Consider the following 23,452-nt stretch of genomic DNA (forward strand, 5'->3'; position numbering starts at 1 on the left):
GAATACCCTTATCAATGACTATATCCTTCATCTTTCAAACTGCTGCTTTGTTGGCTGTTTTCACTCACCCCAGTCACATAGTTATCTATGCTCCCGGGGATTCACTCCCATAATATTTTAATAAAACAATAGAGCCAGTTTATTATTCAATCGGTGCTTCTTCGAAAGAAGGAGGAAGCAAAGGCGTGTTTGTAAATTGATTTGCGGCTGCCCTATAAATGGTTAAACCATATTTTTTCCACAATTGATTCATGACATAAACTAGTTTCGGGTTATGTTCTTCTTCTTCCTCTAATGCCCTGGCAATAATATGCGACCACTCCTGTTCCCAGACAGAATAAATCATTTCGTCTTGCCTGAATGAATAAGCCTGATTAAGCGCAGAAAATTTAGCAGGCTTCGATAAATCAGTTGTTGAAAACAGAATGCACAACATACCAACCCAGTAACATTTAATAATATTTTTACTTTCTTCAACAGGTAAACGTGAAGCGATATTTTTCATTGCAAACAATGAGGTAACCAAATGAAGAAACAGAAAATCACCTGGTTTAGCGAGATAAATCAATGTTACGACATAGAATAACCGAGCCCAACTTTCTTCTACATCTTGTGTCTCAATCCAAACCGGCAAACGATATATTTCTGGGTGGCCTTGCATTAAGACACGCGCAATACGATATTGAAGCCCCGATCTCTTTAATTCAGGATGTATTAAATCAGTATCGGCCAGATTTTCATTATTAACCAACGCATTCATCCAATCGGTCAATTCTACTTTCCTTTCCTCCCACAGCGTTGAAATTCTCAATATAGAATCAAAAGCATTCTTGTCGTTTAGCGAACTATCAATAAATGCTCTCTCTGAATGACAAGGAACATAGGAGAATGCCATGTAAGCAAGCCCTTCAATAATCATCCAAGGATGATCGATATCCAATGCCCAACCTAAATGAATTGTACCGTGAGTTAATGCGCCAGCCCATCCAGACAAAAGCGTCGGCATATATTCTTGCAATACCTGTTCAATTCCTTTCTTTTTAATTTCCTCTTCAAAATAATCACAGTAGGAAGAATAGCTTGTTCTCTTGCCTAAGAAATATTTCCAATTCGCACTGTCTATCACATGCTTTAATGTTTTTGGGGGTTCAAGCCCCATACCATAGGGCGTCAATTTAGCATAATTATCATAATAGTCTTTAATTCTACCCGCACTGATTCCCAAGCCATGCAGCGCTATCACAGCATGTTTAACGTGATTAGTAAGGTGACCGTTAAATTCAATATGATATGAACGATCATTAAGTAGTTTGTTAATCATTTTTTTACCTTATCGTTGATTCTATTCTTATTTTGACTCAGTTGTTTTTCTAGTTAGGTAAATTCCTACTAACACAAACAATACTCCAACAATCTTCACTAACCCAGGAGTCATATCCTGACATAACCAATCAAGCAGTACCGCTGATAACATTTGCCCGGCAATAACAAGGATGGCGGCATTCATCGCACCTAATTTAGGGAAAACATAGCTACTGACTGCGACAAACAGAGCGCCAAAAACCCCACCCATATAAGCCGCTGCTGGAATAGAGTCAAAATCCCATTCATTCCATTGCCAACTCGATAAAAGCGTCAATATCACTGTTAAAAGAAGAAAACCACCGATATGATTCCAAAGCGAAGCGCCAAAAGAACCTATCGAGACACTTAATTGCCCGTTAATCGTCCTTGTCGCCGCTATAAATATGCCATTTAAAAAGGCAATAAAAATCAAACTCAACATTAGTTGCTTCCACCAAATAGAATTAACATACTGCCAAATAGAACAAAGAAAATAACATATAAATCTTGTATCACTATCTTTCTTTTTTTTGTTCTTAAAAGTCCGAAATAATCAGCAACCAGACCAAAAATTATTTGCCCAACTAACCCTAATGAAATTGTACTAGATAATGGTAACCCACCATTAATTGCAACAGCCGCTAGCACAACAGTAAGCGCGCCAGGAATACCACCAAGATAAAACCATATAGGAATATTCGATTTCTTATGTTTCTTTTCGTCTGTTTCTTTTTTAGAAAAGAATTTAGCCACAATAATAAACAATATCAAAGCAACAATCGCACCAATACCATGAGCTACCCATGATGCAAAAAAGGGTGTTGTACTTTCCGACAATATGCTATTGGTGTAAATCATCAACGTCAGTAGACTTCCACCAATAATTGCCAATAAGATATTTCTTATCGTATTAATCACTTAAGTATATTCTCCTCAATAATATGGCGTACGTCATAAAAACAATTAGCAATCCAAGTCGGCCTGGCTTCTTCCAACATACCGACACTATGTATGCCATATGTTACGGCTATTGATCGCATGCCAACTGCCCTTGCCATATAAATATCGTGAGTGGTATCACCTACCATAACAGCCATCTCTGGTACAGCACCGTAATATTCCAAAATTTTCCTTCCTGATTCTGGATCAGGTTTAGGTTTTGAAACGTGATCAGCGCCAATTACCCTGTCAAACACAGCGTCTATTCCCGCAGCCTCAAGTAATGCTGTCGCACTTGCGGTAAATTTGCTGGTCGCTACCGATAGTTTTATATCTTTTTTGTTTAAAGCGATTAATCCATCTTCAACACCAGGAAATAATAATTCCTTTGCTTTCGGCAGAATACGCCGACGATACTGCAATTGATATTGTTCAACAGCTTTAGAAATTAACGCCTTTTCAAGAGATATATTTAAGAGCGTTGCAAATGCTTTTTCTAAAGGCAGGCCAATTGTAGCGCGAATGTTTTCATCTCCTGCTAATGGAATGTTAAATACCTTAAAAACAGCATTGAACGTTTCTATTATTGCTCGAGAAGTATCAAACAATGTACCGTCTAAATCGAAAATGAGTATTTTATTCATTAAAAATATCTTTAAAAGATCCTCAGTTATAAAAATAACTTAATAGTTTGGCAATTTAATCAACAAGGTTTCTTTGAGTTTAATTTCAGGAAAATAAACCTCTTCATTCCATTTTTCTTGTTCGATCGGCTCTAATGAAATGGAAATAACATCTTCTCTACAGCCAAATATCTTTGTTACCACCTTTGTCAATTCTAAAGATAAGATATCTTTATCTTCTTGTGAGAGGTGGGCAGGAAAATGTTTTATACTAATATGTGGCATATGCCATCCTTTCAATTCTAAAAGAGAATTACTCTATTTTGGTTATATGGCATTCAAGATGGTTTATACGTTCCAAAATATCGATCACCAAAATCACCAATGCCTGGATTCATAAAAGCATCTTCATTAAGTCCATTTTCAATTGAAGAAGTAACCAGTTGAATTTTAGGATATGATGTCATGATTCTATTAAGACCAACAGGAGAAGAAAGAAAATTAACAACAATAATATTATCTTCAGGCACGCCTTTTTCTTTCAATAAATCGATAGCCTTAGCTAATGATCCGCCCGTCGCCAACATAGGCTCAAAAAGTAAAATAGTTCTCTCTGCAATATCATCAGGTAAATTCGAATAATAATAATGAGGCAGTTTTGTCAATTTATCTCTTTGAATAAGAATTTTTCCCGCTGGAGAATCAGGATACATTTTTCTATATTCGCCTTCTATGCTTTCTCCGGCACGTATTACCGACACACCACAAAGTTTAGTATTTAAAACAGTTCCATTATAAATATCCCCAATTGGGGTTTGAATATGATGAGAGGTATAGGGTAGCAATTCAGATGCTGCCTCTAATAATAATCGAATAATACGATCAGAATAAAACACAAATTCCGATTGTTCGGCGTTACGATTACGCGCTTTTGTATGCAAAGAAGTCAAATACTGACTTTTCGGTAAAACATGTACGTTCTTATAATTACCCATTATAATTCCAACTAATATTTATATACTCGTTATCTTTCAAGCTGCCTCTTTGTTGGCTGCACTCACTCACCCCGGTCACATAGTTATCTATGCTCCCGGGGATTCGCTCCCTTGCCGTCGCGATGCATCTTGAAATCCATATGGTATAGATAAATTTTTTTCAACTATGTCCGAGATCAAATAAATTCGTGACAATTCATTTAAGCATCACATATCGCCTGAAATATAAACTCTCATATCTATTTTTTTAATTCAATAGCCTAAATTTACAGCACCATGCTGTAGATTATTATTTTATCATTTAACTAATTGTATTTAACAATAAAATCAAAAATAGGCTATTAAATTCAAACCCTATTTTCAGATTTGTCTTATCTATCTATAAATCTTTATATAGAATAATAATCTGACTTGTCAGAAAAATAAAAAAATAGATAGATTTTCCAAATCACGCCCATTATCGCAATGCCTTGTTTTTCCTCAACTCCAAAAATATTTTTCATCCTACTTTCCCAAACAATAAATCGTCGGTTAAATTCAAGTCTCTGATATTGAATATAGTCTTGCGATGAAAATCACTAAACATCAGCTTTATACATACAATGCAATAATTTCTTACGGATAGAATAAACAGGTAATACATTTTCCTAAATAAATTGCAGAAAGCTATTATAGCTCTTACCAGAATCATCAAGAAATGCTAAAGTTGAACTATATGAATATTTCAAATGAGCGTGCCTATGATCCAGGAAAAACGTGTTATTCGTCGAATCCAGTCTGGTGGTTGTGCGATCCACTGCCAGGATTGCAGTATTAGCCAGCTATGCATTCCTTTTACCCTGAATGAGCACGAGCTTGATCAGCTTGATAATATCATTGAGCGTAAGAAACCTATCCAGAAAGGCCAAACGTTATTTAAAGCAGGCGATGAGTTGAAATCTCTTTATGCTATCCGTTCTGGCACAATTAAAAGCTACACCATCACGGAAGAAGGCGATGAGCAAATTACAGGTTTCCACCTCGCAGGGGATTTAGTCGGTTTTGACGCTATCCTCAACACTAAGCACCCAAGCTTTGCTCAGGCTTTAGAAACATCAATGGTCTGTGAAATTCCGTTTGAAACACTCGATGATCTGTCCGGCAAAATGCCTAGTCTCCGTCAGCAAATGATGCGCTTGATGAGTGGAGAAATTAAGGGCGACCAAGAGATGATATTGTTGTTATCTAAGAAAAATGCCGAAGAACGATTAGCTGCATTCATTTATAATCTCTCTCGTCGTTTCGCTCAACGTGGCTTCTCACCAAGAGAATTCCGTTTAACCATGACTCGCAGTGATATTGGTAATTACTTGGGTTTAACAGTTGAAACTATTAGTCGTCTGCTTGGACGTTTCCAGAAAAGCAATATTCTCGGTGTAAAAGGCAAATACATCACGATTGAAAACATGGATAAATTGTCTGAGTTAGTCGAAAAAAAATCTATTTCAATTACCTAATCTTAAAACCAGATCACCCTATTTTGTTGATCTGGTTCTCTTTTGACCTGTCCGGTTTGCTTATATTGGTTTATCTTTAGTATTGAAACGTAAGTATTGAAACGTAAGTATTGAAACGTAAGTATTGAAACGTAAGTATTGAAGCGTATTTTGTCCAGCCTCTGTGAGGATACCATTATGGCAAACTATCAAAACCTTTTAGTTGTAATTGACCCAAGTCAGGACGATCAACCGGCATTAAGACGCGCAGTTTATATAGTGCAACGTAACGGCGGCCGGATTAAAGCTTTCTTGCCCATTTATGATCTCTCTTATGAAATGACCACCTTACTCTCCCCAGAAGAAGGTAGCGCTATGCGTAAAGGTGTTACCAGCCAACGCACGGCCTGGCTTAAACAACAAGCGTACTACTATCTGGAAGCCGGTATTGATATTGAAATAAAAGTGATATGGCATAATCGACCTTATGAAGCGATTATCCAGGAAGTCATTACTGGTAATCACGATTTACTTCTGAAGATGACGCATAAACATGACAAGCTAGGCTCCTTGATTTTTACCCCACTTGACTGGCAGTTACTCCGCAAATGCCCATGTCCGGTATGGATGGTAAAAGATCAGATATGGCCGGACCAAGGCTCGGTTGTCGTCGCGGTCAATTTATCTAATGAAGAGTCATATCATCATGAACTGAACCTGAAACTGGTTAAGGAAACTCAGGAACTGGCAAATAAGATAATGAAAAACCCGGAAATTCATTTGGTCAGCGCTTATCCTGTCGCACCACTGAATATCGCTATTGAGCTACCCGATTTTGACCCAAGTGTTTATAACCATGCTCTGCGTGGTCAGCATCTTATTGCCATGAAAGAATTGCGCCAAAAATTCTGCATTGATGAAAAATATACTCATATCCATGAAGGACTACCGGAGAGTGTTATTCCTCAAATGTGTGATGAGATGAATGCGGGCATTATTGTCCTTGGCATCCTCGGCAGAACTGGGCTGTCCGCTGCTTTTCTGGGAAATACCGCAGAACATGTGATCGACCATCTTAAATGTGACATTCTGACAATCAAACCTGATGGTTTTGAATGTCCAATTAAAGCTGCTAAAGAGTGATAGTGATAGCATGACAATCATCCATTTGGCGATAAAACCCGAAACAGATTTTCGTCCCAGGTTTTATCGCCAGATAAACGGCTCAGGCAGTGTAACACCAAGGATCTCCTCACGGGCTATACGCCAAAAAAGACGAATACCCGCTTTAACTTGATAAGTTTCTTTTCCCAATACCTTAAAGATTAGACCACACTGATTAGGTAAACGACTGGTGCCACTCGCTATACCCGTTTCAGCATCGTACTGAGGAGTCATACGCGCCAGAATACGATCATGGTGAACCTGAGGTGTCAGCAAGATCACATTGCCGAATACATGGAACGGCCCATCACTCCTACGCTGTTCAATGGCTGCTTTTTAGGCTCCAAGACATAACGTTCTGCAAACAATACTTTGCCGCCAAAATCAGTTGCCGTAATGCGTGATGAGTAAACATCAAATTTAAACCCCTGATCAGCCAGATGATACTTGCGACCAGACATAATTATCTCAGAATAAATCAGGGTGGCTGTCGGATGAATGGTTATCTGAGTGTCGGTAATAAACCGGGAACCACTGTGAGGTATAACCGGATCGGGCATCATTTCCAGATAGCCTCCCTGCTCTATCTGGATAGTTTGCACTTGCGCCGCGTAGTTATTCACCATCGAATGAATCTTAGTCGCCGATTGGGTGGTGACATGACCAAATGCCTCTGGAGCGACATGAATATCCAGCGCCAATCTATCCCCTTGCAATATACATCCCGACGTGGAGATCATAAATACGCACGGCATCTGCGGTAGTGCCTCATCCCAATACAACGCCCGCTGTACCAAATAAGGAACCCGGCGTTGCACTTGCGCCAAAATGCTCCGATCGCCACGCCGGGCAAATCCCAACCGCAGATAACCACTTTTACCGACATCACCGCTTGCCATCTGCGGCGGTTCATCCTGAAATCGTGCAAGTTCCGGCGCGTTGATGCCAAGATTATTCGCCCGTTGACACACTTCTCCAATATCTTGCGGCGAGCGGGTGGAAGTCATTGCATCGCCTGTGATGAATGAGTAAACAGGAAATCACGCATGATCATATTTACCAACGTTTCAACACCCTCACCGGTTTTGCAATTGGTCAGGATATAAGGGCGCTGACCACGCACAACTTGAGTGTCATGTTCCATCACCGCCAGGCTGGCGCCAACATAAGGCGCTAAATCAATTTTGTTGATCACCAGAATATCGGCCTGTACCAGACCCGGCCCGTTCTTACGCGGAATTTTCTCCCCTTCGGCGACATCAATCACATAAATATAAAAATCTGCCAACGCCGGACTAAAAGTGAGTGTCAGATTATCACCACCACTTTCAATCAACACAACGTCGCTGTCAGGAAAACGCGCCTCCATCTCCTCTACCGCCGCAATATTCATACTGGGATCTTCACGCACCGCGGTATGAGGACAAGCACCGGTTTCCACACCCAGTATCTTTTCTTCATCTAAAATGCCTTTCAAGGTACGTTTAACCTGTTTAGCATCCTCAGTGGTAACAATATCATTGGTGATAATCAGAGGTTTTATTCCGCGTTGAATCAAAATAGGCGTAATGACTTCAATAACAGCGGTCTTACCTGATCCCACCGGACCGCCAATACCAATTCGGGTAATTTTTTTCACAGAGATTTCCTCACACATGTAAGAAGTGGTTAAAAGCGATATCAGGAGCCAGTTAGTTACTGAATAGCCGGGTAAATGCGCTAACGTGCAGAGCTGCCAGAACATCGGTCATAGGCGCATACGATGTCATCTGTTCAATCCCCCCTTTTTCCGCCTCATCACAAAACAGTTCAATATCCTGATTCAATGAGAACAAGATACGTTGAATTTCAATATGGGTAACACGCATCAAGCGTATCGCCGCACTGAGTATCGTCATCGCAACACCATATTGATGCATGACAATCACTTCGCGTGGAGCAGCGCCCAATGCGCTCATGACAACCGCCAAAGTAATCGGATAGGTACCCGCGGCAATATCGCTCTTTATTTGTGCCAACCACCATGCAATTAACGACTCACCGGTAACTTCAACTGCCATTTCCGCTAACTTTTTCCCCATCCGCGTGACCATAGTGCGACTTTCTTCATTTAATTTGCGGTTAAGTACTGCCCAATCATGGGAGATAGCGGCATCATGTTGCCCACAATTCAGTGCCTGACACGCAGCCACGACTGCACGGCCATCACCACTCACCGCCTGTAATAACGCTGTTCGCGTAAACTCACTCAACGTTGCCACGTCATACACAATTTTGCTCTGAATGGCTGATTCCAAACCGTTTGAAAAAGAAAATGCGCCAACAGGCAGCACTGAATCAGCAAACTGCATGATTCTGATTAAGCGGAGCGCATTCATTTTAGTTTGATCACATGCTGATTCAGAAAGGTGTTATCGACATGAACGTGTGTCGCGGAATCCTCCGCGCCGCCGAATAATAAGCGCGCCTCTGAGTTGTTAAGAGAAGGCAATATCTCTTCGCCTTTAACAAAGGAGTAAGGCAACGCATGAAAACCGTGGGTTTTCATGACTGAATCCATGACCTTAGTTGACACTGTCAGCGGAATATAAATCTGGTTATTTTTAATCACTGACTTCCAATGCTGATTACCTAAAGCATGACCAAGCTCAAAGCTGGTTTTCATTACTGTCTCTAAATCTAATGACAGCAATGATTTCAGATGAATAACCATCACATCACGCAAGCTCATTTGAACAATAACCGCCAGCCCTTTAGCTTCGTCCCACAGTAAAACGTCGCCATCAGACAATACCTGATGACGGTCAAGGGAAATGCCTAAATCCAATCCGTTAAGGGTAGATTTACGACAACGGCTTTTTTGTGCTTCCCATTGCGAAAGTACTAAGATATCCGGCGAGATCCCCTGCAAACGATCTCGCCAGAAAACATCCTTTTTAGCATTACCAAGAATCTGTTCAATAACAATCATAAGATAATCCTCTGAACGCATGGATCGGTTAACCCGGCCAGAAAAATATTCTCTAACCGGCAGCAAAAAATAGATTAACTAAAGAAGTAGCGCTGATTGAGCGCGACTGTCCTGACCGGTTTTACTGTGGCATATTCACCATTCACCTTGACAGCAAAGGTTTCAGCATCCACTTCAATGGTGGGCGTCTCAGCATTACGCACCATATCTTTCTTAGAGATCGCCCGGCAGTTGCGCACCGCCATAACCTGGCGCTCCAAACCAAGGCTCTCTTTTACCCCCAGTTCCATTGCCGCCTGTGATACAAAAGTGACACAGGTTTCCTGAAGGGTTTTGCCCAATGCGCCAAACATCGGACGATAAAATGTCGGTTGCGGCGTCGGCAGTGAAGCATTTGGATCTCCCATCACCGCCCAATTAATCATACCGCCCTTGATGACCAACTTAGGCTTCACGCCAAAGAAACGGGGTTCCCACAACACCAGATCAGCCATTTTGCCCACTTCAACCGAACCGAGCACATGACTTATTCCCTGAGCAATCGCCGGGTTAATCGTAATTTTGGCGACATAACGTAATACACGGAAGTTGTCATTATGTGCCGCGTCCTCCGGCAACTTGCCACGCGCCGCTTTCATGGCATGAGCAGTTTGCATCACCCGCAGCCAGTTTTCTCCCACTCGCCCCATTGCCTGAGAATCACTGGAAAACATCGACAACACGCCCATATCGTGCAAAACATTTTCCGCAGCAATAGTCTCAGGACGTACACGGCTTTCCGAAAATGCGACATCAGCCGGCACTTTGGGATTTAGGTTATGACAAACCATAATCATATCAAATAGTTCCGCCTGACTATTGATACCGTAAGGCAGGGTAGGATTGGTGGAACTGGGCAGCACATTCATCTGGCTGGCAACTTTAATGATATCTGGCGCATGTCCGCCACCGGCGCCTTCGGTGTGGAAAGTATGAATGGTGCGACCTTCAAAAGCATCAATGGTATCCTCAACATAACCGCCTTCATTTAGGCTATCGGTATGCACCGCGACTTGGATATCCATTTCATCCGCTACACGTAAAGCATTACGCAACGCCGAATTAGTTGCGCCCCAGTCCTCATGCACTTTTAGCCCGGCAACGCCCGCTTTGATCTGTTCAACCAGCGGCATAGCCACCGCAGCATGGCCTTTTCCCAAAATACCGACATTAACCGGTAAACTTTCAAAAGCACGCAACATGCGGTGGATATGCCACGGACCAGCGGTGACAGTGGTGCCATTAGTGCCGTCAGTGGGGCCAACGCCACCGCCAAAGAACGTCGTCACGCCATTGGATAAAGCATGTTCAGCCTGTTGAGGAGAAATAAAATGAATATGGGTATCAATACCCGCAGCCGTGAGGATGAGATGCTCGCCAGATATAGCATCAGTACTAACGCCAACCACCATACCGGCGGTAACACCATTCATCATGTTAGGGTTACCACTTTTACCTATCCCGACAATGCGTCCCCCTTTTATGCCGACATCCGCTTTAATGACGCCTTGCCGAGCATCCAAAATAGTGACGCTGGTAATCACCAAATCCAAGACGTTTTCGCTGGTCATACGGTTATCCGCCCCCATGCCATCACGCAACGATTTACCTCCGCCATAGACCGATTCATCACCATAGCCACGCAGATCTTTCTCAATTTCAATAAATAGATTGGTATCACCCAGGCGGATCTTATCGCCGGTCGTTGGACCAAAAAGACCTACATATTCCTGTCGGGAAATGGTTGGCATAGTTTATTCCTTTGTTCGAAAGATTTTCCGACGTTTGTCAACTCTACCTTTAATTTATTCGATAATTTTATATATCCGTTACCATAGGGTATAACTCAATCCTACTACCCGGCATGTAACCAGGTTTTCTCCACCGGCTCATCAATAGCAACCTGATTTTTACCTGCCCAACCATCGACTAAATTATTAAATCCATAAACGTTTTGTTTCCCGCCAATCGGGATTAATGACACCTCGATTTCATCACCGGGTTCAAAACGGATAGCCGTTGTTGCTGTGATATTAAGTCGTTTACCAAACGCAGCCGCACGATTAAATTGCAAAGCTTTATTTACTTCAAAAAAGTGGAAATGAGATCCCACTTGAATAGGACGATCACCTGAATTACGAACTTTTAATTGAATAACCGGACAATCTTCATTAAAGGAGATCGGGTCTTCAGCCAGAATATACCCCCCCAATGGAGTAATATCTTCTTTATTATTTTGTTCCATCGGAAAATCTCCACGTTAAGGCGTAAGCCAAAACATAAACTAATATTTTGTCTAGATAATTTTTCCTACTATTTATAATTTATTTAAACAATTATTGAATGGGATCATGCACCGTAACTAAGCGACTGCCATCAGTAAATATTGCTTCAACCTGCACATGCGGAATAAGATCAGCTACGCCATCCATCACATCCTCTTTAGTCAGAACATGTCTGGAATCATCCATAACTTCCTCCAATGTTTTTCCCTCTCTGGCGCCTTCCAATGCCGCCGCAGTAATAATCGCGACGGCTTCAGGATAATTGAGTTTTAAGCCGCGAGACTTACGCTTTAATGCGACATCAGCCAGTGTATATACCATAAGTTTCTCGATTTCCCTTGGCGTTAATTGCATAAAACCCCCTAATCATTGGTTATTCCATACGGTCACACTGCTATGTCAATATATAACTTAATACGATTTTTCCAACAGACTTTATTCAAAAGCTGCTGTCCCTATCCGAATATTGATTTAGATAATCTTTTAGTAAAAAATCTTTGACACAAAGACCATAATATGTCAATTAAGATCATTCTTCTCAACACAGGTTAGTCCTCTTACCTCTTATTTAAATTTATCCAAGGTAATATTACAAGCTGATTAGTATGCCTACGTCGTAAAAAAATTATAGGTCATGGAGTCAGAAAATACTTACTGTTTTTTTGAACTTCTAACAATCCCCCGTAAGGCGGGTTTTACATTTACAGATTTACAGGTATTCCATATTATGAATAATCTAACGGATAAAAAACGTGCTGTATCTCTTCTTGTTGTTCTGATTGTCGCCAACGTGCTGGCTTGGGTTTGGGCATTTATCGCTTTCCGTCATCATGCGATTATGATGGGGGCAGCCCTGCTGGCTTACGGTTATGGATTGCGCCATGCGGTGGATGCTGATCATATCGCCGCAATTGATAACGTCACCCGTAAATTGATGCAACAGGGTAAATCACCCATTGCCGTCGGCGCTTTCTTTTCTCTTGGGCACTCTACCATTGTTATTCTAGCCTGTTTCGCCATCGTTCTGACCTCAATGGCGTTTAAAGATCAAATGGGCTGGGTTCATGATTATGGCGGCATTGTCGGTACCTTAGTTTCTGCCTGCTTTCTGCTAGCGATAGCGCTGATTAATTTGCTGATATTGAAAAGCGTCTACCAGAAGTTTCAGGAGCTAAAACGCGGCAGAAATCTGACTAAAAGTGAATTAACTGAACTGGAGACGACACCGGGGGGGATCATGACGCGCCTGTTTCACTCAGTCTTCCGGCTGGTAAGCAAAAGCTGGCATATGTATTTGGTCGGTTTTCTGTTTGGATTGGGCTTCGACACCGCCACCGAAGTTGGGCTATTAAGTATATCTGCCGCCGGTTCTCTCAGTGGGCTTCCTCTGTGGTCGTTGATGGTATTCCCGGCGCTATTTACCAGCGGTATGGCGCTCATCGACTCACTGGATAATTTTGTGATGGTAGGAGCCTATGGTTGGGCGTTTTCCCAACCGACACGCAAACTCTACTACAACATGACCATTACCGCCGCCTCCGTCGCCGTAGCGCTGTTCATTGGTGGATTGGAAGCGCTTGGACTTATTGCTGAACAATGGGATTTGCATGGCTTTTTCTGGGACACCATTGGGATATTAAACGACAACATGGGCAATGTTGGTTTTTGGGTCGTCGGGATTTTCATTCTGTTCTGGACCTTATCAGTGATGAATTATCGCTGGCGGGGGTACGATACGCTGGAAATTAAATAACAAACGCAGAACTCTTCACATACCGTGCGATGTATTACATCCTGAAACGTTGCTATTCTTACTTCCCAATGGCAACGTTTATTTTATTAGCGATATTTGTAGAAAGATTATGCATAAACAAACTAATACTCTGAAATCCAGACAACAATTTTTACGTGATGCTGAAAACGCTTGGTTAGAATATGAAGCTACCGGCTTGCATTTAACTGGCAATGAACTTTCTGACTGGTTAGACGCTATTGCACGTGGCGAGGATAAGGATCTCCCTGAATGCCACCTGTAGTCTGGCGCCAAAGGATAAATTTACAGGGTTGACGGTTGGAAACTACCAATTTCTTCTGTCTCTCAATCATATCTCGATTGAGAGACAGTAAATCCATCAAATCTGTACGTTAAAAAGATAGAAAATCACAGTGCACGCAGGATTGCCTCTACACTCGCTTTCGCATCACCGAACAACATCTGACTGTTGTCTTTAAAGAACAATGGGTTTTGCACACCAGCGTAACCTGTGTTCATAGAGCGTTTGAACACAACAACATTTTGTGCTTTCCAGACTTCCAAAACGGGCATACCCGCAATTGGGCTGTTGGGATCTTCCTGTGCCGCAGGGTTAACAGTGTCATTGGCGCCAATGACCAACACAGTATCGGTATCAGTGAAATCATCATTGATTTCATCCATTTCCATAACAACGTCGTAAGGCACTTTCGCTTCTGCTAACAGCACGTTCATATGCCCAGGCAAACGTCCCGCAACGGGATGAATACCAAAGCGGACATTAACTCCCTTCTCTCGCAATTTAGCTGTGATGTCATGTACCGGATACTGCGCCTGTGCAACAGCCATACCGTATCCCGGCGTAATAATAACCGAAGTTGAGTTTTTCAATAGTTCAGCAACGTCTTCCGCTGTGGTTTCGCGGTACTCGCCCATCTCCTGTTCATCACCGGTTGAAGAACCATCAGTACCAAACCCGCCGGCAATCACACTGATAAAAGACCGATTCATGGCCTTACACATGATGTAAGAGAGAATCGCCCCCGAAGAACCCACCAGCGCACCCGTTACAATCAACAAATCATTGCTCAACATGAAACCCGCAGCAGCGGCTGCCCAGCCCGAATAGGAGTTCAGCATTGAAACCACCACTGGCATATCCGCGCCACCGATGGAAGCAACCAAATGCCAACCAAACGCCAATGCGATTGCTGTCATGAGCAACAACGTGAACACTTGCAGACCGGTGCTTTCCGTTTTCACAAAGGTAATCAACAGCACAAAGGAGATAACAAGCGCTGCAAGGTTTAATTTATGACGATTTGGCAACATCAACGGTTTAGAGGAAATTTTTCCACATAATTTACCAAATGCCACAACAGAACCGGTGAAAGTAACCGCGCCAATGAAAACCCCTAAGAAGACCTCTGTTAGATGGATATTTTCCATCACAGGTTCCGCAAAACTATCATGAGCAATAAAGCTATTAAAACCGACCAGCACGGCGGCCAAACCAACAAAACTGTGCAGAATAGCAACCAATTCCGGCATTTCAGTCATTTCAACTTTATTTGCCAGACGAACACCAATAACCGCACCAATCACCATCGCCAGAATAATCCAGACAACACTTCCGGTATCAGGCCCGAAAATAGTCGCAATCAATGCGATTGCCATCCCGGTGATACCAAAAATATTTCCGCGTTTAGAACTCTCATGACGAGATAAACCTGCCAGGCTGAAAATAAATAAAATGGCGGCAACAATATAGGCTGCTGTAACGACTCCACTCGACATTAGTTACCCCTTAGTCCTTACGAAACATTTTCAGCATACGTTGAGTGACAGTGAAGCCACCGAAGATATTAATGCTGGCAATAAGAACAGCAATAAATGAGAAGAAACTTACCCATCCGCCATCGCCAATTTGTAATAACGCCCCAACGACAATAATCCCCGAAATGGCATTAGTTACCGACATTAATGGTGTGTGCAACGCATGGCTGACATTCCAAACCACGTAATAACCCACCACACAAGCCAATGCGAAAACCGTAAAGTGAGATAAAAATTCTTTTGGCGCAACATTGGCTAACCAACCGAATAAGATAACAGCCAATGCCAATAAACCATATTTCAACCAAGGTGAAACGGGTTTCGCCGCTGGCTTTTCTGCTTTAACTGATGCCGGTTTTGCCTGTGGCTGAACTGAAACTTGAATGGGCGGCGCCGGCCAGGTAATTTCGCCCTCTTTGACGACAGTCACGCCACGAATAACAACATCGTCAAAATCAATATTAATTTCGCCATTTTTCTCTTTGCACAGTAATTTCAGCAAATTAACCAGGTTAGTGCCGTAGAGTTGTGAAGATTGTGTTGGCAAGCGGCTTGGCAAATCTGTGTAACCAATAATTTTCACGCCATTTGCAGTAATAACCAATTTATCTGCTTGCGTTAATTCACAGTTCCCTCCCGTCTGAGCGGCCAGATCAACAATCACACTACCCGGCTTCATGGATTCAACCATCTCTTTAGTAATAAGACGGGGAGCCGGTTTCCCTGGAATTAACGCTGTTGTTACAATGATATCAACTTCTTTTGCCTGTTCAGCAAAAAGCGCCATCTCCGCTTTAATGAAAGCTTCGGACATGACTTTTGCATATCCGTCGCCACTCCCGGCCTCTTCTTCAAAATTCAGCTCAAGAAACTCTGCTCCCATGCTCTGAATTTGCTCTTTAACTTCAGGACGAGTATCAAATGCACGAACAATCGCGCCCAGACTACCCGCAGCGCCCACAGCAGCTAAACCAGCAACGCCGGCGCCAATAATCATCACCTTGGCTGGCGGGACTTTTCCTGCCGCAGTAATCTGACCAGTAAAGAAACGACCAAATTCGTGAGCCGCTTCGACTATTGCACGATAACCCGCAATATTTGCCATAGAACTCAACGCATCCAGCGATTGCGCTCTGGAAATACGCGGTACTGAATCCATAGCCAACACCGTGACTTTGCGGTCTGATAACTTCTGCATTAACTCAGTGTTTTGTGCCGGCCAGACAAAACTAACCAACGTACTCCCTTCTTTCATTAATGCTATTTCGTCATCCTCAGGAGCATTAACCTTTAAAATAATATCTGAACGCCAAATATCATGACGATCAGTAATTTCAGCGCCTACTTGTTGGTAAGCACTATCCTCAAAGCTGGCTAAATGCCCTGCTCCATTCTCAACAACGACATTAAATCCCAATTTCAGCAGGTGTTCCACTGTGTTCGGTGTGGCTGCAACACGTGCTTCATTGACAAGTCGCTCCTTCGGTACACCAATACGCATAATGTTCCCTTCCTAAAGCCTAAGATTAATGATGATTATTGCTTGCTACAGTCGATTTAGCGACTAAATTAACTTTATTACTGCCATCAGTAAAATCTATCAACAAATATTTTGATAACCAACTGAAAATATTATCGGCGATCGATCGCTAATGGGTAAAAAAATAACTAAGTGGTATTACCGGTAAGTGGTATTACCGGTAAGTGGTATTACCGTTAAGTAGTATTACCGGTACAAATCGCACTTTTTAACTGGACCACTCCTTATGTTGATAAAAACTTATGACGCCCTATTCTATAAACTTGCATTCATTCATACTGATAGCATAAATTCGTGGGACATTAGCTATTATTACATGTAATAATTACCGGCTATGTGATACACAGCCATGTTCAGCAAGTTACAACTATTATTTAATGCGCAAGGTGGAAGGATTTTTTATGAAGCTGAAAACAACGATCATTGCAGCAGCGGTATTCTCATTAACGGGTATTACCACTGTTCAAGCAGCTCAGGAGTTATCCCCGGAGAAAGCAGCAGAGCTGAAACCGTTTAAACGTATTACGGTTACAGGCCCTTTTAATGCTATTTATGAAGCTGCCGATGCGGTTTCCCGTCGTGCAGACAAAATGGGGGCAGATGGGTTTTATATTCAAAGCCTTGACGATCTGAATAATAGTGGCAACCTGCGCGTTACAGCGGATCTGTATCACAAAGATGCAGAGAAAATTGATAATTCACCTAAATACCGTCTGTTTCGCGGCATCAAAGAATTACCTAAAACAGAAGCTGTAACCCTGGAACCATTCGATACAGTCACTATCAGCGGCTTTTACGACAATGAACCCGATTTGAAAGAAGTTATTGCAAAAGAAGCCAAGAAAAAAGGCGCAGCGGCTTTCTTTATTGTTCGTCAGATTGCAATTAATGATGGCGGTAATCAAACGGTTACCGCTTATGTTTATAAAGATGATGCGCCAAAACGCCAAATTCAGACTGATGAAGCTGTCATCCCGGCAGATTCCGATTCTGGACGCACTGCATTGGCTGCTGGCGGCGAATCAGCTAAGAAAGTAGAAATTCCTGGTTTAGCCTCTTCAACTTCAACCAGTAATTCTGTTGGCCGCTTCTTTGAAACCCAGTATTCTAAAGGTGAACGTTACACGGTAACTCTTCCTGACGGTACGAAAATTCAAGAATTAAATAAAATCAGCGCTGCTCAAATGGTCCCTTTTGATTCCATCACCTTTTCAGGTTATTACAACAGCATGCCTGATGTTTCCTATGAAGTCGCTAAACGTGCCGCAGCTAAAGGCGCTAAGTACTATCATATTACCCGTGAATGGCAATCCAGTGGTGGAACTTCCACTATCAGTGCAGATCTGTTCAAATAATCTATACCCGTCATCTTTCAAGTCGCCTCTTTGTTGGCTGCACTCGCTCACCCCGGTCACATAGTTATCTATGCTCCCGGGGATTCGTTCCCTTGCCGTCGCGATGCATCTTGAAATCCATTGGGTATATAACCAAAAAAAAGGCACACATGGTAATCATATGTGCTTTTTTTACTTATAAAGATAATGAAGTTCTTCAAATTAGTCAGCGGATTCCAACTTTGAACCGATACAATCAATAGCGTTCTGTATCGTCACTATTTTTTCCGCTTCTTCATCATCAATAGTTATTCCGAAATGCTCTTCTAGAGCCATAATCAGTTCAACATTATCTAACGAGTCGGCACCTAATTCTTCGAATGTTTGTGTATTAAGAATCTGGGTTTCAGGTATTCCAAGTTGTTCTGCAACAACACTTTTGACACGATTCTCTAAATTTTCCACGCTGTATTTTCCTAAATGTACCAATTACGAGGGGAAACAGGTCGTTTCCCCATTCTTCATTAACACTAAGATTAAATATTTACACGACAGTCAGGTGCATGAATGCCCCTGTAAATCTGGCACTTTCAGGGATAAAACATAACAGACGCTGATCTTTCTTCAATTTACCCGACTTCATAAGCTCATCCAACATGATATAAATAGAAGCCGATCCGGTATTTCCTTTCATTGTTAAGTTAGTAAACCAACGTTCTTGTCCAATACTAAAATTAATATCATCAAGACCATCGGAAAATTTCATGCGGAAATATTCAGATGAGTAATGAGGCAAGAACCAATCAATAGATTCTGCCGATAAGTTACGAGCAGCAACTATCCGTCTCAATGGTTCGGTAAGTGTGTATTTAACGACCCTCTCATTTAAATATCTGACATCTTGTTTGATGCAGAAAACAGAATATGAAAGCCAATCAGCCTGACTCATTTGTGACCAGCCTTTTAAACTACCATCTGCTAACTTTTCTCCACCTGAGTACATACATGTCTCTTGCTCATTAGCAAAAGAGTACATATCTATCCAATCAATTCGCAATGAAATGCCATCAGGTCGAGGTTTGTTTTCAAGTAAAGCAGCGCCGGCGCCATCAGAAAGCATCCAACGCAGAAAATCTTTTTCAAAAGCGATTTCAGGGCGTCGTTCCAGTTCTGCAACCCGAGCTTCGTTTTCACTCTGGAAATTGCGGGCATGCAATACAGTGGAAGGTACTTCCGACGTTGTTGAAACCGCATTACTTGTCGCTCCTGAGAGAACGGACAAATAAGCATATTTCATCGCTGTCATACCCGAAGCGCAAGCACCGGCAGTTGAGATAACCTCACATGGTTTATTTTTTAGCTCTCCATGAACCATGATACCATGACCCGGTATAATTTGATCAGGAGTACCACTGCTTGCTGACAAACTTTGCATATCATCTAAAGAAAAGTGTTCATCAACCAAACCTTTTATTGCCTCAGCCGCTAATTGAGCAGATGAATAAGTTGTCTCGCCTGTCTCCGGATCCAAGGCATAATGGCGATATTTGATACCATTATTGCGAAGGACTATATGACGAGATCTTGATGGACGACCACCAACAAAACCAAGGACAGATTCCATTGTATTATTATCTATCGGGTTTCCCGGCATAAACGCGGAAACTTTAGTGATATAAACGTTGTTACTCATTTACTTATTTATCTCCTTATCATCATAGCGGGCAGAACCTGAAGGCTGTTCATAGTATTTCTGTAATTCATTAAGACGTTCTTTAAGTAATGGGGCAAGCAAACGGCGCACAACCACTGAAATAGGAAAAACGACGAGTACCATCAATATCAAATAGGTTACAAACAACGCTAATAAAGAGCGTCTTACCCATATTCCTCGTTTGCCCACACGGCAAATCAGCCCGGACCAAAATCTAAATCCTCGATGCGCCGCACGTTCACCGAAAATAAAAGCTTGGTCGACAACCGCCGCTCCCAGGCCTTTCAACATTGGAGCATCAAGTTTCTCTTTATCCGTTTTAAGCGCTGCCAACAATGCATCGCCAAAACGTGTAGCATCTTTAACGTCTTCCTCCGATACACCTGCCCGCGGTAAGCTAGGAAATGGCTGCCTTTTTCCTGTCATAAGCCATATCGGGGTTGTGAATACTGTTGCAAAAAAGTTTGCTTTATCAACAAAGACCACGTTATCGCGCAAATACGCTCCACTTTCATGCAACAATCTTTTGACAGTTTCCTGAGCTATCAACCACATGTTTCGGCAAGCAATAACTGTCACCACCGGTCTGCCATTAAGTAAACGCTTTCCTTCTTTACTCTTAAGAAATGCGGTTATCGGAGGAGCTGGCGATAAATACCAAACCTGGTAGCCTAATATGACCAAATCAAAAGGTTCTTCATCTTCCAGATTCAAAGGCGCTAGCTCAGGCGGATGTAACTGCACTGTTTCTGGGAAAACATCAACAAATTTGGAAAATTTCCAAGGAAACGCAAATTCCGGAATCGGTTTCAAAACAACTTCACGGATGTATATCTCGTCAGACTCTTGCAAGGGTGAGATTATGCTATTTACCACCTCGATCAATTGGCCGCTTTGGGAATACGACACTACAAGAACACGTTTCATATGTTCTAACCTTTATGAATATTTAATACCGAGCCATTCATCGGCGCCTAAAAGATAAGAATTTGAATGACAGCTATCCTCTCTAACCATCTGAGAATATTTTTTGGCATATGTACATATAATCATTCCTGAAAATTAAAAACATATGCAAGAAAATAAGTTAATAAATGGCAGAGTAATATTTTCACAAACAATATAAATCAAAGCAGTCGTTGTCAACATGATTTTTTTATTTTTATATAAGATTAGTTTTATATCACATTGTGGGAAATTAATTAGTTACTGATAAAAAAGTCAATGAAAAATATATTAACTTAAATATAAAATTAACAAGATCAATTAAAATCAAACAAATATTTAAATTAAATCAACAAATTAAAAAAACATTCCACATGTTTTAATTCAATAATACATTCATAACATTGTGAAAATACATATTCAATAAATTAATTTAATAATCTGACATGAAAACAAGAGATGATTATTACTTATCAGTAATATTACATAACAAAATAAAAATTAGAGATAAAATTTTATCTTTTTCAACCATTTTTATTAGATTTTGAGATCGATCGAAAAATTAAAATAAAAATTACTTAATTAGTCATAATACCATAGTACTTCATACTTATTACCTATTTATCTCAGCACAACAAACAGAATTATAAAAATAACTTAAAGAGGCAACTTGAAAGATAACGGGTATAAAAATAAATCGCATCTCACTACACTTAAGCATCACCAAACTTACCATCAAACAACGCATAAATCTTATAGTTATTTGCATAGAAAACCATTGCATCCAGCCCACACCCTTCGTAGAATCCCCCCTCTATTTCTAGGTTCAATCAGTCTGTTTTTCCGTTCTGTACAGCTTGGAAGCGATGAAAACCCGATACCCAGTTCATCTTTATGATCAGGGTAATGAACTGGCTAGTAATGCAGTTTTATGTCACATTAGGAACATATCTTTGGAAAAGAAACTAGGTCTCACAGCTCTCACTGCTCTGGTACTCAGCTCTATGGTCGGTGCGGGTGTTTTCAGCTTACCGCAGAATATGGCTGAAATCGCCAGCCCAGCAGCGTTAATGATCGGTTGGGGAATAACAGGTGTCGGTATCCTGTTCTTGGCTACCGCACTGCTACTGCTCTCTCGTCTTCGTCCGGATCTTGATGGCGGGATTTTCACTTACGCGAAAGAAGGCTTTGGTGAACTAATAGGCTTCTGCTCTGCCTGGGGATATTGGTTATGCGCAGTCGTCGCCAATGTTTCTTATTTGGTCATCGTTTTTGCCGCCTTGAGCTTCTTTACTGATAAAGAGGGCATCGTCATTTTTGGTGATGGCAATACTTGGCAGTCCCTATTGGGCGAATCCATTCTCCTCTGGTTCGTTCATTGGTTGGTACTCCGCGGCGTTCAAACCGCAGCCGGAATCAACAAATTGGCGACAATGGCAAAATTGCTGCCTTTAGGCGCTTTTATCATACTTGCCGCCATAGCCTTCAAAATGGATATCTTTAATCTCGATTTTAAAGGCATCGATCTAGGCGTTCCTGTCTGGCAACAAGTCAAAGACACCATGTTGATCACCCTCTGGGTTTTTATTGGCATTGAAGGTGCTGTTGTGGTTTCAGCCCGAGCGAAAAAACGGACAGATGTTGGTATTGCAACCATGCTGGCTGTCGTTGCGGCATTAGCAATATATATCTTGGTCACCTTACTCTCCCTCGGATTAGCGCCACGACCTGAGTTAGCAGAAATGCGCAACCCATCAATGGCAAACCTGATGGTGGGACTTGTTGGTTCCACAGGTGAAATCATTATTGCTGCCGGGTTGATTATCTCCGTCTGCGGCGCTTATCTGAGTTGGACAATCATGGCGGCAGAAGTGCCATTTATCGCTTCTCAACACGGCTCTTTTCCAAAAGTATTTAGCCAGCAAAACCGCAATAATGCACCATCGTCTTCATTATGGTTCACTAATGGCGCGGTGCAGCTCTCTCTCATTTTGATCTGGTTGAGTGGAAGCAACTACAATTCATTACTAGCAATTGCATCAGAGATGATTTTAGTGCCCTATTTCCTTGTTGGAGCATTTCTTTTAAAAGTCGCTTTTGATCGTAGCAATAAAGGATTATTACTCATTGCTGCTGGAGCCTGTATTTATGGCATATGGTTACTTTATGCATCTGGCTTGATGAATTTACTATTGTCTGTTGTTCTTTATGCACCAGGTCTTATTGTTTTTCTGTATGTACGCCGTCAAAACCCACAGAAAAATAGCTTACATTTAGCTGAAAAGCTCACTATTGCCGTATTGCTGGTAACAGCAATCCCTGCCACTGGGTTGCTAATCAAGTAATCCCGTCAGATTCAGGCCATTACTTTCCTGTGATGGCTTTCTGTATTTTCATATAGCAGTTTGTTTAGTTTTTCGTTGTTCTGTCATATCTTGTTGGTGTTATGTTTAATAGTATGTTGTAACTAATATTGTTAATACAACTTGATTGGT

General features: G+C 41.7%; 23 protein-coding genes and 1 pseudogene. 6 read left to right on the forward strand and 18 right to left on the reverse strand.

All coding sequences use genetic code 11. From position 1 onward, the window contains the following. Positions 1–142: 142 nt before the first annotated feature. From TI10_RS02980 to upp, 6 genes are read right to left on the reverse strand one after another with little or no spacing between them, the layout of a single operon-like run. Positions 143–1,321 (reverse strand): questin oxidase family protein, encoded by a 1,179-nt coding sequence (locus TI10_RS02980; protein WP_049581686.1) that lies wholly within the window; start codon positions 1,319–1,321, stop codon positions 143–145. A gap of 27 nt (positions 1,322–1,348) precedes the next feature. After that, positions 1,349–1,786 (reverse strand): DMT family transporter, encoded by a 438-nt coding sequence (locus TI10_RS02985; RefSeq protein ID WP_049581687.1) that lies wholly within the window; start codon positions 1,784–1,786, stop codon positions 1,349–1,351. Next, positions 1,786–2,262 carry a DMT family transporter gene (locus TI10_RS02990; RefSeq protein ID WP_049581689.1) on the reverse strand — a complete coding sequence of 159 codons (477 nt, stop codon included), beginning with the start codon at positions 2,260–2,262 and terminating at the stop codon, positions 1,786–1,788. The genes TI10_RS02985 and TI10_RS02990 overlap by 1 nt, the downstream gene beginning before the upstream one ends. Further along, positions 2,259–2,927, reverse strand: coding sequence for an HAD family hydrolase (locus TI10_RS02995; RefSeq protein WP_049581691.1), 669 nt, complete (start codon positions 2,925–2,927; stop codon positions 2,259–2,261). Before TI10_RS02995 ends, TI10_RS02990 begins: the two co-directional genes overlap by 4 nt. Positions 2,928–2,966: 39 nt before the next feature. Further along, positions 2,967–3,191, reverse strand: a complete 225-nt coding sequence (gene pptA, locus TI10_RS03000) for a tautomerase PptA (protein ID WP_049581693.1) — start codon at positions 3,189–3,191, stop codon at positions 2,967–2,969. Positions 3,192–3,244: 53 nt separating this feature from the next. Further along, the gene (gene upp / locus TI10_RS03005; protein ID WP_049581694.1) at positions 3,245–3,901 is read right to left on the reverse strand and encodes a uracil phosphoribosyltransferase; all 657 of its coding nucleotides are present in this window, start codon (positions 3,899–3,901) and stop codon (positions 3,245–3,247) included. Between the two features lie 740 nt (positions 3,902–4,641). On the opposite strand from upp, the gene TI10_RS03010 reads away from it, so the two are divergent. Both TI10_RS03010 and uspE read left to right on the forward strand, forming a co-directional pair. Further along, on the forward strand, positions 4,642–5,397 hold the full coding sequence (locus TI10_RS03010) for an FNR family transcription factor (protein WP_049582153.1): 756 nt from the start codon (positions 4,642–4,644) through the stop codon (positions 5,395–5,397). A 177-nt stretch (positions 5,398–5,574) separates the two neighbouring features. Further along, entirely contained in the window at positions 5,575–6,519 is a 945-nt protein-coding gene (gene uspE / locus TI10_RS03015; RefSeq protein ID WP_049581695.1) for a universal stress protein UspE, read from the forward strand. 63 nt (positions 6,520–6,582) lie between these two features. Here the strand turns inward: uspE and TI10_RS03020 are convergent. The 7 genes and pseudogenes from TI10_RS03020 to TI10_RS03050 form a co-directional block, all read right to left on the reverse strand. Beyond that, a pseudogene (locus TI10_RS03020) lies at positions 6,583–7,547 on the reverse strand (urease accessory protein UreD). Further along, entirely contained in the window at positions 7,544–8,197 is a 654-nt protein-coding gene (ureG, locus tag TI10_RS03025; protein ID WP_049581696.1) for an urease accessory protein UreG, read from the reverse strand. Before ureG ends, TI10_RS03020 begins: the two are co-directional and overlap by 4 nt. A 34-nt stretch (positions 8,198–8,231) precedes the next feature. After that, on the reverse strand, positions 8,232–8,918 hold the full coding sequence (locus tag TI10_RS03030; RefSeq protein ID WP_049581698.1) for an urease accessory protein UreF: 687 nt from the start codon (positions 8,916–8,918) through the stop codon (positions 8,232–8,234). After that, positions 8,915–9,511 carry an urease accessory protein UreE gene (ureE, locus tag TI10_RS03035; protein WP_036775655.1) on the reverse strand — a complete coding sequence of 199 codons (597 nt, stop codon included), beginning with the start codon at positions 9,509–9,511 and terminating at the stop codon, positions 8,915–8,917. The genes TI10_RS03030 and ureE overlap by 4 nt, the downstream gene beginning before the upstream one ends. A gap of 74 nt (positions 9,512–9,585) precedes the next feature. After that, positions 9,586–11,301, reverse strand: a complete 1,716-nt coding sequence (locus TI10_RS03040; protein ID WP_049581700.1) for an urease subunit alpha — start codon at positions 11,299–11,301, stop codon at positions 9,586–9,588. A gap of 104 nt (positions 11,302–11,405) precedes the next feature. After that, positions 11,406–11,795, reverse strand: coding sequence for an urease subunit beta (locus TI10_RS03045; RefSeq protein WP_049581702.1), 390 nt, complete (start codon positions 11,793–11,795; stop codon positions 11,406–11,408). A 91-nt stretch (positions 11,796–11,886) separates the two neighbouring features. Further along, entirely contained in the window at positions 11,887–12,189 is a 303-nt protein-coding gene (locus TI10_RS03050; RefSeq protein ID WP_011146425.1) for an urease subunit gamma, read from the reverse strand. A gap of 373 nt (positions 12,190–12,562) precedes the next feature. Between TI10_RS03050 and TI10_RS03055 the strand changes: the two genes are divergently transcribed. Further along, entirely contained in the window at positions 12,563–13,588 is a 1,026-nt protein-coding gene (locus TI10_RS03055) for a HoxN/HupN/NixA family nickel/cobalt transporter (RefSeq protein ID WP_049581703.1), read from the forward strand. A gap of 109 nt (positions 13,589–13,697) precedes the next feature. Then, positions 13,698–13,871: a hypothetical protein gene (locus tag TI10_RS24800; RefSeq protein WP_155416457.1), complete on the forward strand. Its 174-nt coding sequence runs from the start codon at positions 13,698–13,700 to the stop codon at positions 13,869–13,871. A gap of 125 nt (positions 13,872–13,996) precedes the next feature. Here the strand turns inward: TI10_RS24800 and pntB are convergent, their stop codons facing one another. Both pntB and pntA read right to left on the reverse strand, forming a co-directional pair. Further along, positions 13,997–15,385, reverse strand: a complete 1,389-nt coding sequence (gene pntB / locus TI10_RS03060; protein WP_049581704.1) for a Re/Si-specific NAD(P)(+) transhydrogenase subunit beta — start codon at positions 15,383–15,385, stop codon at positions 13,997–13,999. Between the two features lie 10 nt (positions 15,386–15,395). Beyond that, the gene (gene pntA / locus TI10_RS03065; RefSeq protein WP_049581705.1) at positions 15,396–16,925 is read right to left on the reverse strand and encodes a Re/Si-specific NAD(P)(+) transhydrogenase subunit alpha; all 1,530 of its coding nucleotides are present in this window, start codon (positions 16,923–16,925) and stop codon (positions 15,396–15,398) included. Between the two features lie 440 nt (positions 16,926–17,365). On the opposite strand from pntA, the gene ydgH reads away from it, so the two are divergent. Next, positions 17,366–18,319: a DUF1471 family protein YdgH gene (gene ydgH / locus TI10_RS03070; RefSeq protein WP_049581706.1), complete on the forward strand. Its 954-nt coding sequence runs from the start codon at positions 17,366–17,368 to the stop codon at positions 18,317–18,319. 201 nt (positions 18,320–18,520) lie between these two features. Here the strand turns inward: ydgH and stlE are convergent, their stop codons facing one another. The 3 genes from stlE to stlC form a co-directional block, all read right to left on the reverse strand. Then, complete coding sequence (gene stlE / locus TI10_RS03075) at positions 18,521–18,763, reverse strand: stilbene biosynthesis acyl carrier protein StlE (protein WP_049581707.1); 243 nt, start codon at positions 18,761–18,763, stop codon at positions 18,521–18,523. Positions 18,764–18,842: 79 nt separating this feature from the next. After that, the gene (gene stlD / locus TI10_RS03080; RefSeq protein WP_049581708.1) at positions 18,843–19,991 is read right to left on the reverse strand and encodes a beta-ketosynthase StlD; all 1,149 of its coding nucleotides are present in this window, start codon (positions 19,989–19,991) and stop codon (positions 18,843–18,845) included. Then, positions 19,992–20,939 (reverse strand): stilbene biosynthesis aromatase StlC, encoded by a 948-nt coding sequence (gene stlC / locus TI10_RS03085; RefSeq protein ID WP_049581709.1) that lies wholly within the window; start codon positions 20,937–20,939, stop codon positions 19,992–19,994. 971 nt (positions 20,940–21,910) lie between these two features. Between stlC and TI10_RS03090 the strand changes: the two genes are divergently transcribed. Then, positions 21,911–23,302, forward strand: coding sequence for an amino acid permease (locus tag TI10_RS03090; protein ID WP_049582154.1), 1,392 nt, complete (start codon positions 21,911–21,913; stop codon positions 23,300–23,302). The last annotated feature ends 150 nt before the right edge of the window (positions 23,303–23,452 follow it).

Source organism: Photorhabdus luminescens subsp. luminescens, from assembly GCF_001083805.1.
GTDB lineage: Bacteria > Pseudomonadota > Gammaproteobacteria > Enterobacterales > Enterobacteriaceae > Photorhabdus > Photorhabdus luminescens.

What these genes read in the sequence shown, in the direction of transcription:
- TI10_RS03055 (WP_049581703.1), top strand. Translation starts at nt 12,563, where the DNA reads ATGAATAATCTAACGGATAAAAAACGTGCTGTATCTCTTCTTGTTGTT.
- ydgH (WP_049581706.1), top strand. Translation starts at nt 17,366, where the DNA reads ATGAAGCTGAAAACAACGATCATTGCAGCAGCGGTATTCTCATTAACG.
- TI10_RS03010 (WP_049582153.1), top strand. Translation starts at nt 4,642, where the DNA reads ATGATCCAGGAAAAACGTGTTATTCGTCGAATCCAGTCTGGTGGTTGT.
- TI10_RS03040 (WP_049581700.1), bottom strand. Translation starts at nt 11,301, where the DNA reads ATGCCAACCATTTCCCGACAGGAATATGTAGGTCTTTTTGGTCCAACG.
- stlD (WP_049581708.1), bottom strand. Translation starts at nt 19,991, where the DNA reads ATGAGTAACAACGTTTATATCACTAAAGTTTCCGCGTTTATGCCGGGA.
- TI10_RS02980 (WP_049581686.1), bottom strand. Translation starts at nt 1,321, where the DNA reads ATGATTAACAAACTACTTAATGATCGTTCATATCATATTGAATTTAAC.
- uspE (WP_049581695.1), top strand. Translation starts at nt 5,575, where the DNA reads ATGGCAAACTATCAAAACCTTTTAGTTGTAATTGACCCAAGTCAGGAC.
- ureG (WP_049581696.1), bottom strand. Translation starts at nt 8,197, where the DNA reads ATGTGTGAGGAAATCTCTGTGAAAAAAATTACCCGAATTGGTATTGGC.
- TI10_RS03045 (WP_049581702.1), bottom strand. Translation starts at nt 11,795, where the DNA reads ATGGAACAAAATAATAAAGAAGATATTACTCCATTGGGGGGGTATATT.
- stlC (WP_049581709.1), bottom strand. Translation starts at nt 20,939, where the DNA reads ATGAAACGTGTTCTTGTAGTGTCGTATTCCCAAAGCGGCCAATTGATC.
- pntB (WP_049581704.1), bottom strand. Translation starts at nt 15,385, where the DNA reads ATGTCGAGTGGAGTCGTTACAGCAGCCTATATTGTTGCCGCCATTTTA.
- pptA (WP_049581693.1), bottom strand. Translation starts at nt 3,191, where the DNA reads ATGCCACATATTAGTATAAAACATTTTCCTGCCCACCTCTCACAAGAA.
- TI10_RS02995 (WP_049581691.1), bottom strand. Translation starts at nt 2,927, where the DNA reads ATGAATAAAATACTCATTTTCGATTTAGACGGTACATTGTTTGATACT.
- TI10_RS02985 (WP_049581687.1), bottom strand. Translation starts at nt 1,786, where the DNA reads ATGTTGAGTTTGATTTTTATTGCCTTTTTAAATGGCATATTTATAGCG.
- TI10_RS03030 (WP_049581698.1), bottom strand. Translation starts at nt 8,918, where the DNA reads ATGAATGCGCTCCGCTTAATCAGAATCATGCAGTTTGCTGATTCAGTG.
- upp (WP_049581694.1), bottom strand. Translation starts at nt 3,901, where the DNA reads ATGGGTAATTATAAGAACGTACATGTTTTACCGAAAAGTCAGTATTTG.
- TI10_RS24800 (WP_155416457.1), top strand. Translation starts at nt 13,698, where the DNA reads ATGCATAAACAAACTAATACTCTGAAATCCAGACAACAATTTTTACGT.
- ureE (WP_036775655.1), bottom strand. Translation starts at nt 9,511, where the DNA reads ATGATTGTTATTGAACAGATTCTTGGTAATGCTAAAAAGGATGTTTTC.
- pntA (WP_049581705.1), bottom strand. Translation starts at nt 16,925, where the DNA reads ATGCGTATTGGTGTACCGAAGGAGCGACTTGTCAATGAAGCACGTGTT.
- TI10_RS03050 (WP_011146425.1), bottom strand. Translation starts at nt 12,189, where the DNA reads ATGCAATTAACGCCAAGGGAAATCGAGAAACTTATGGTATATACACTG.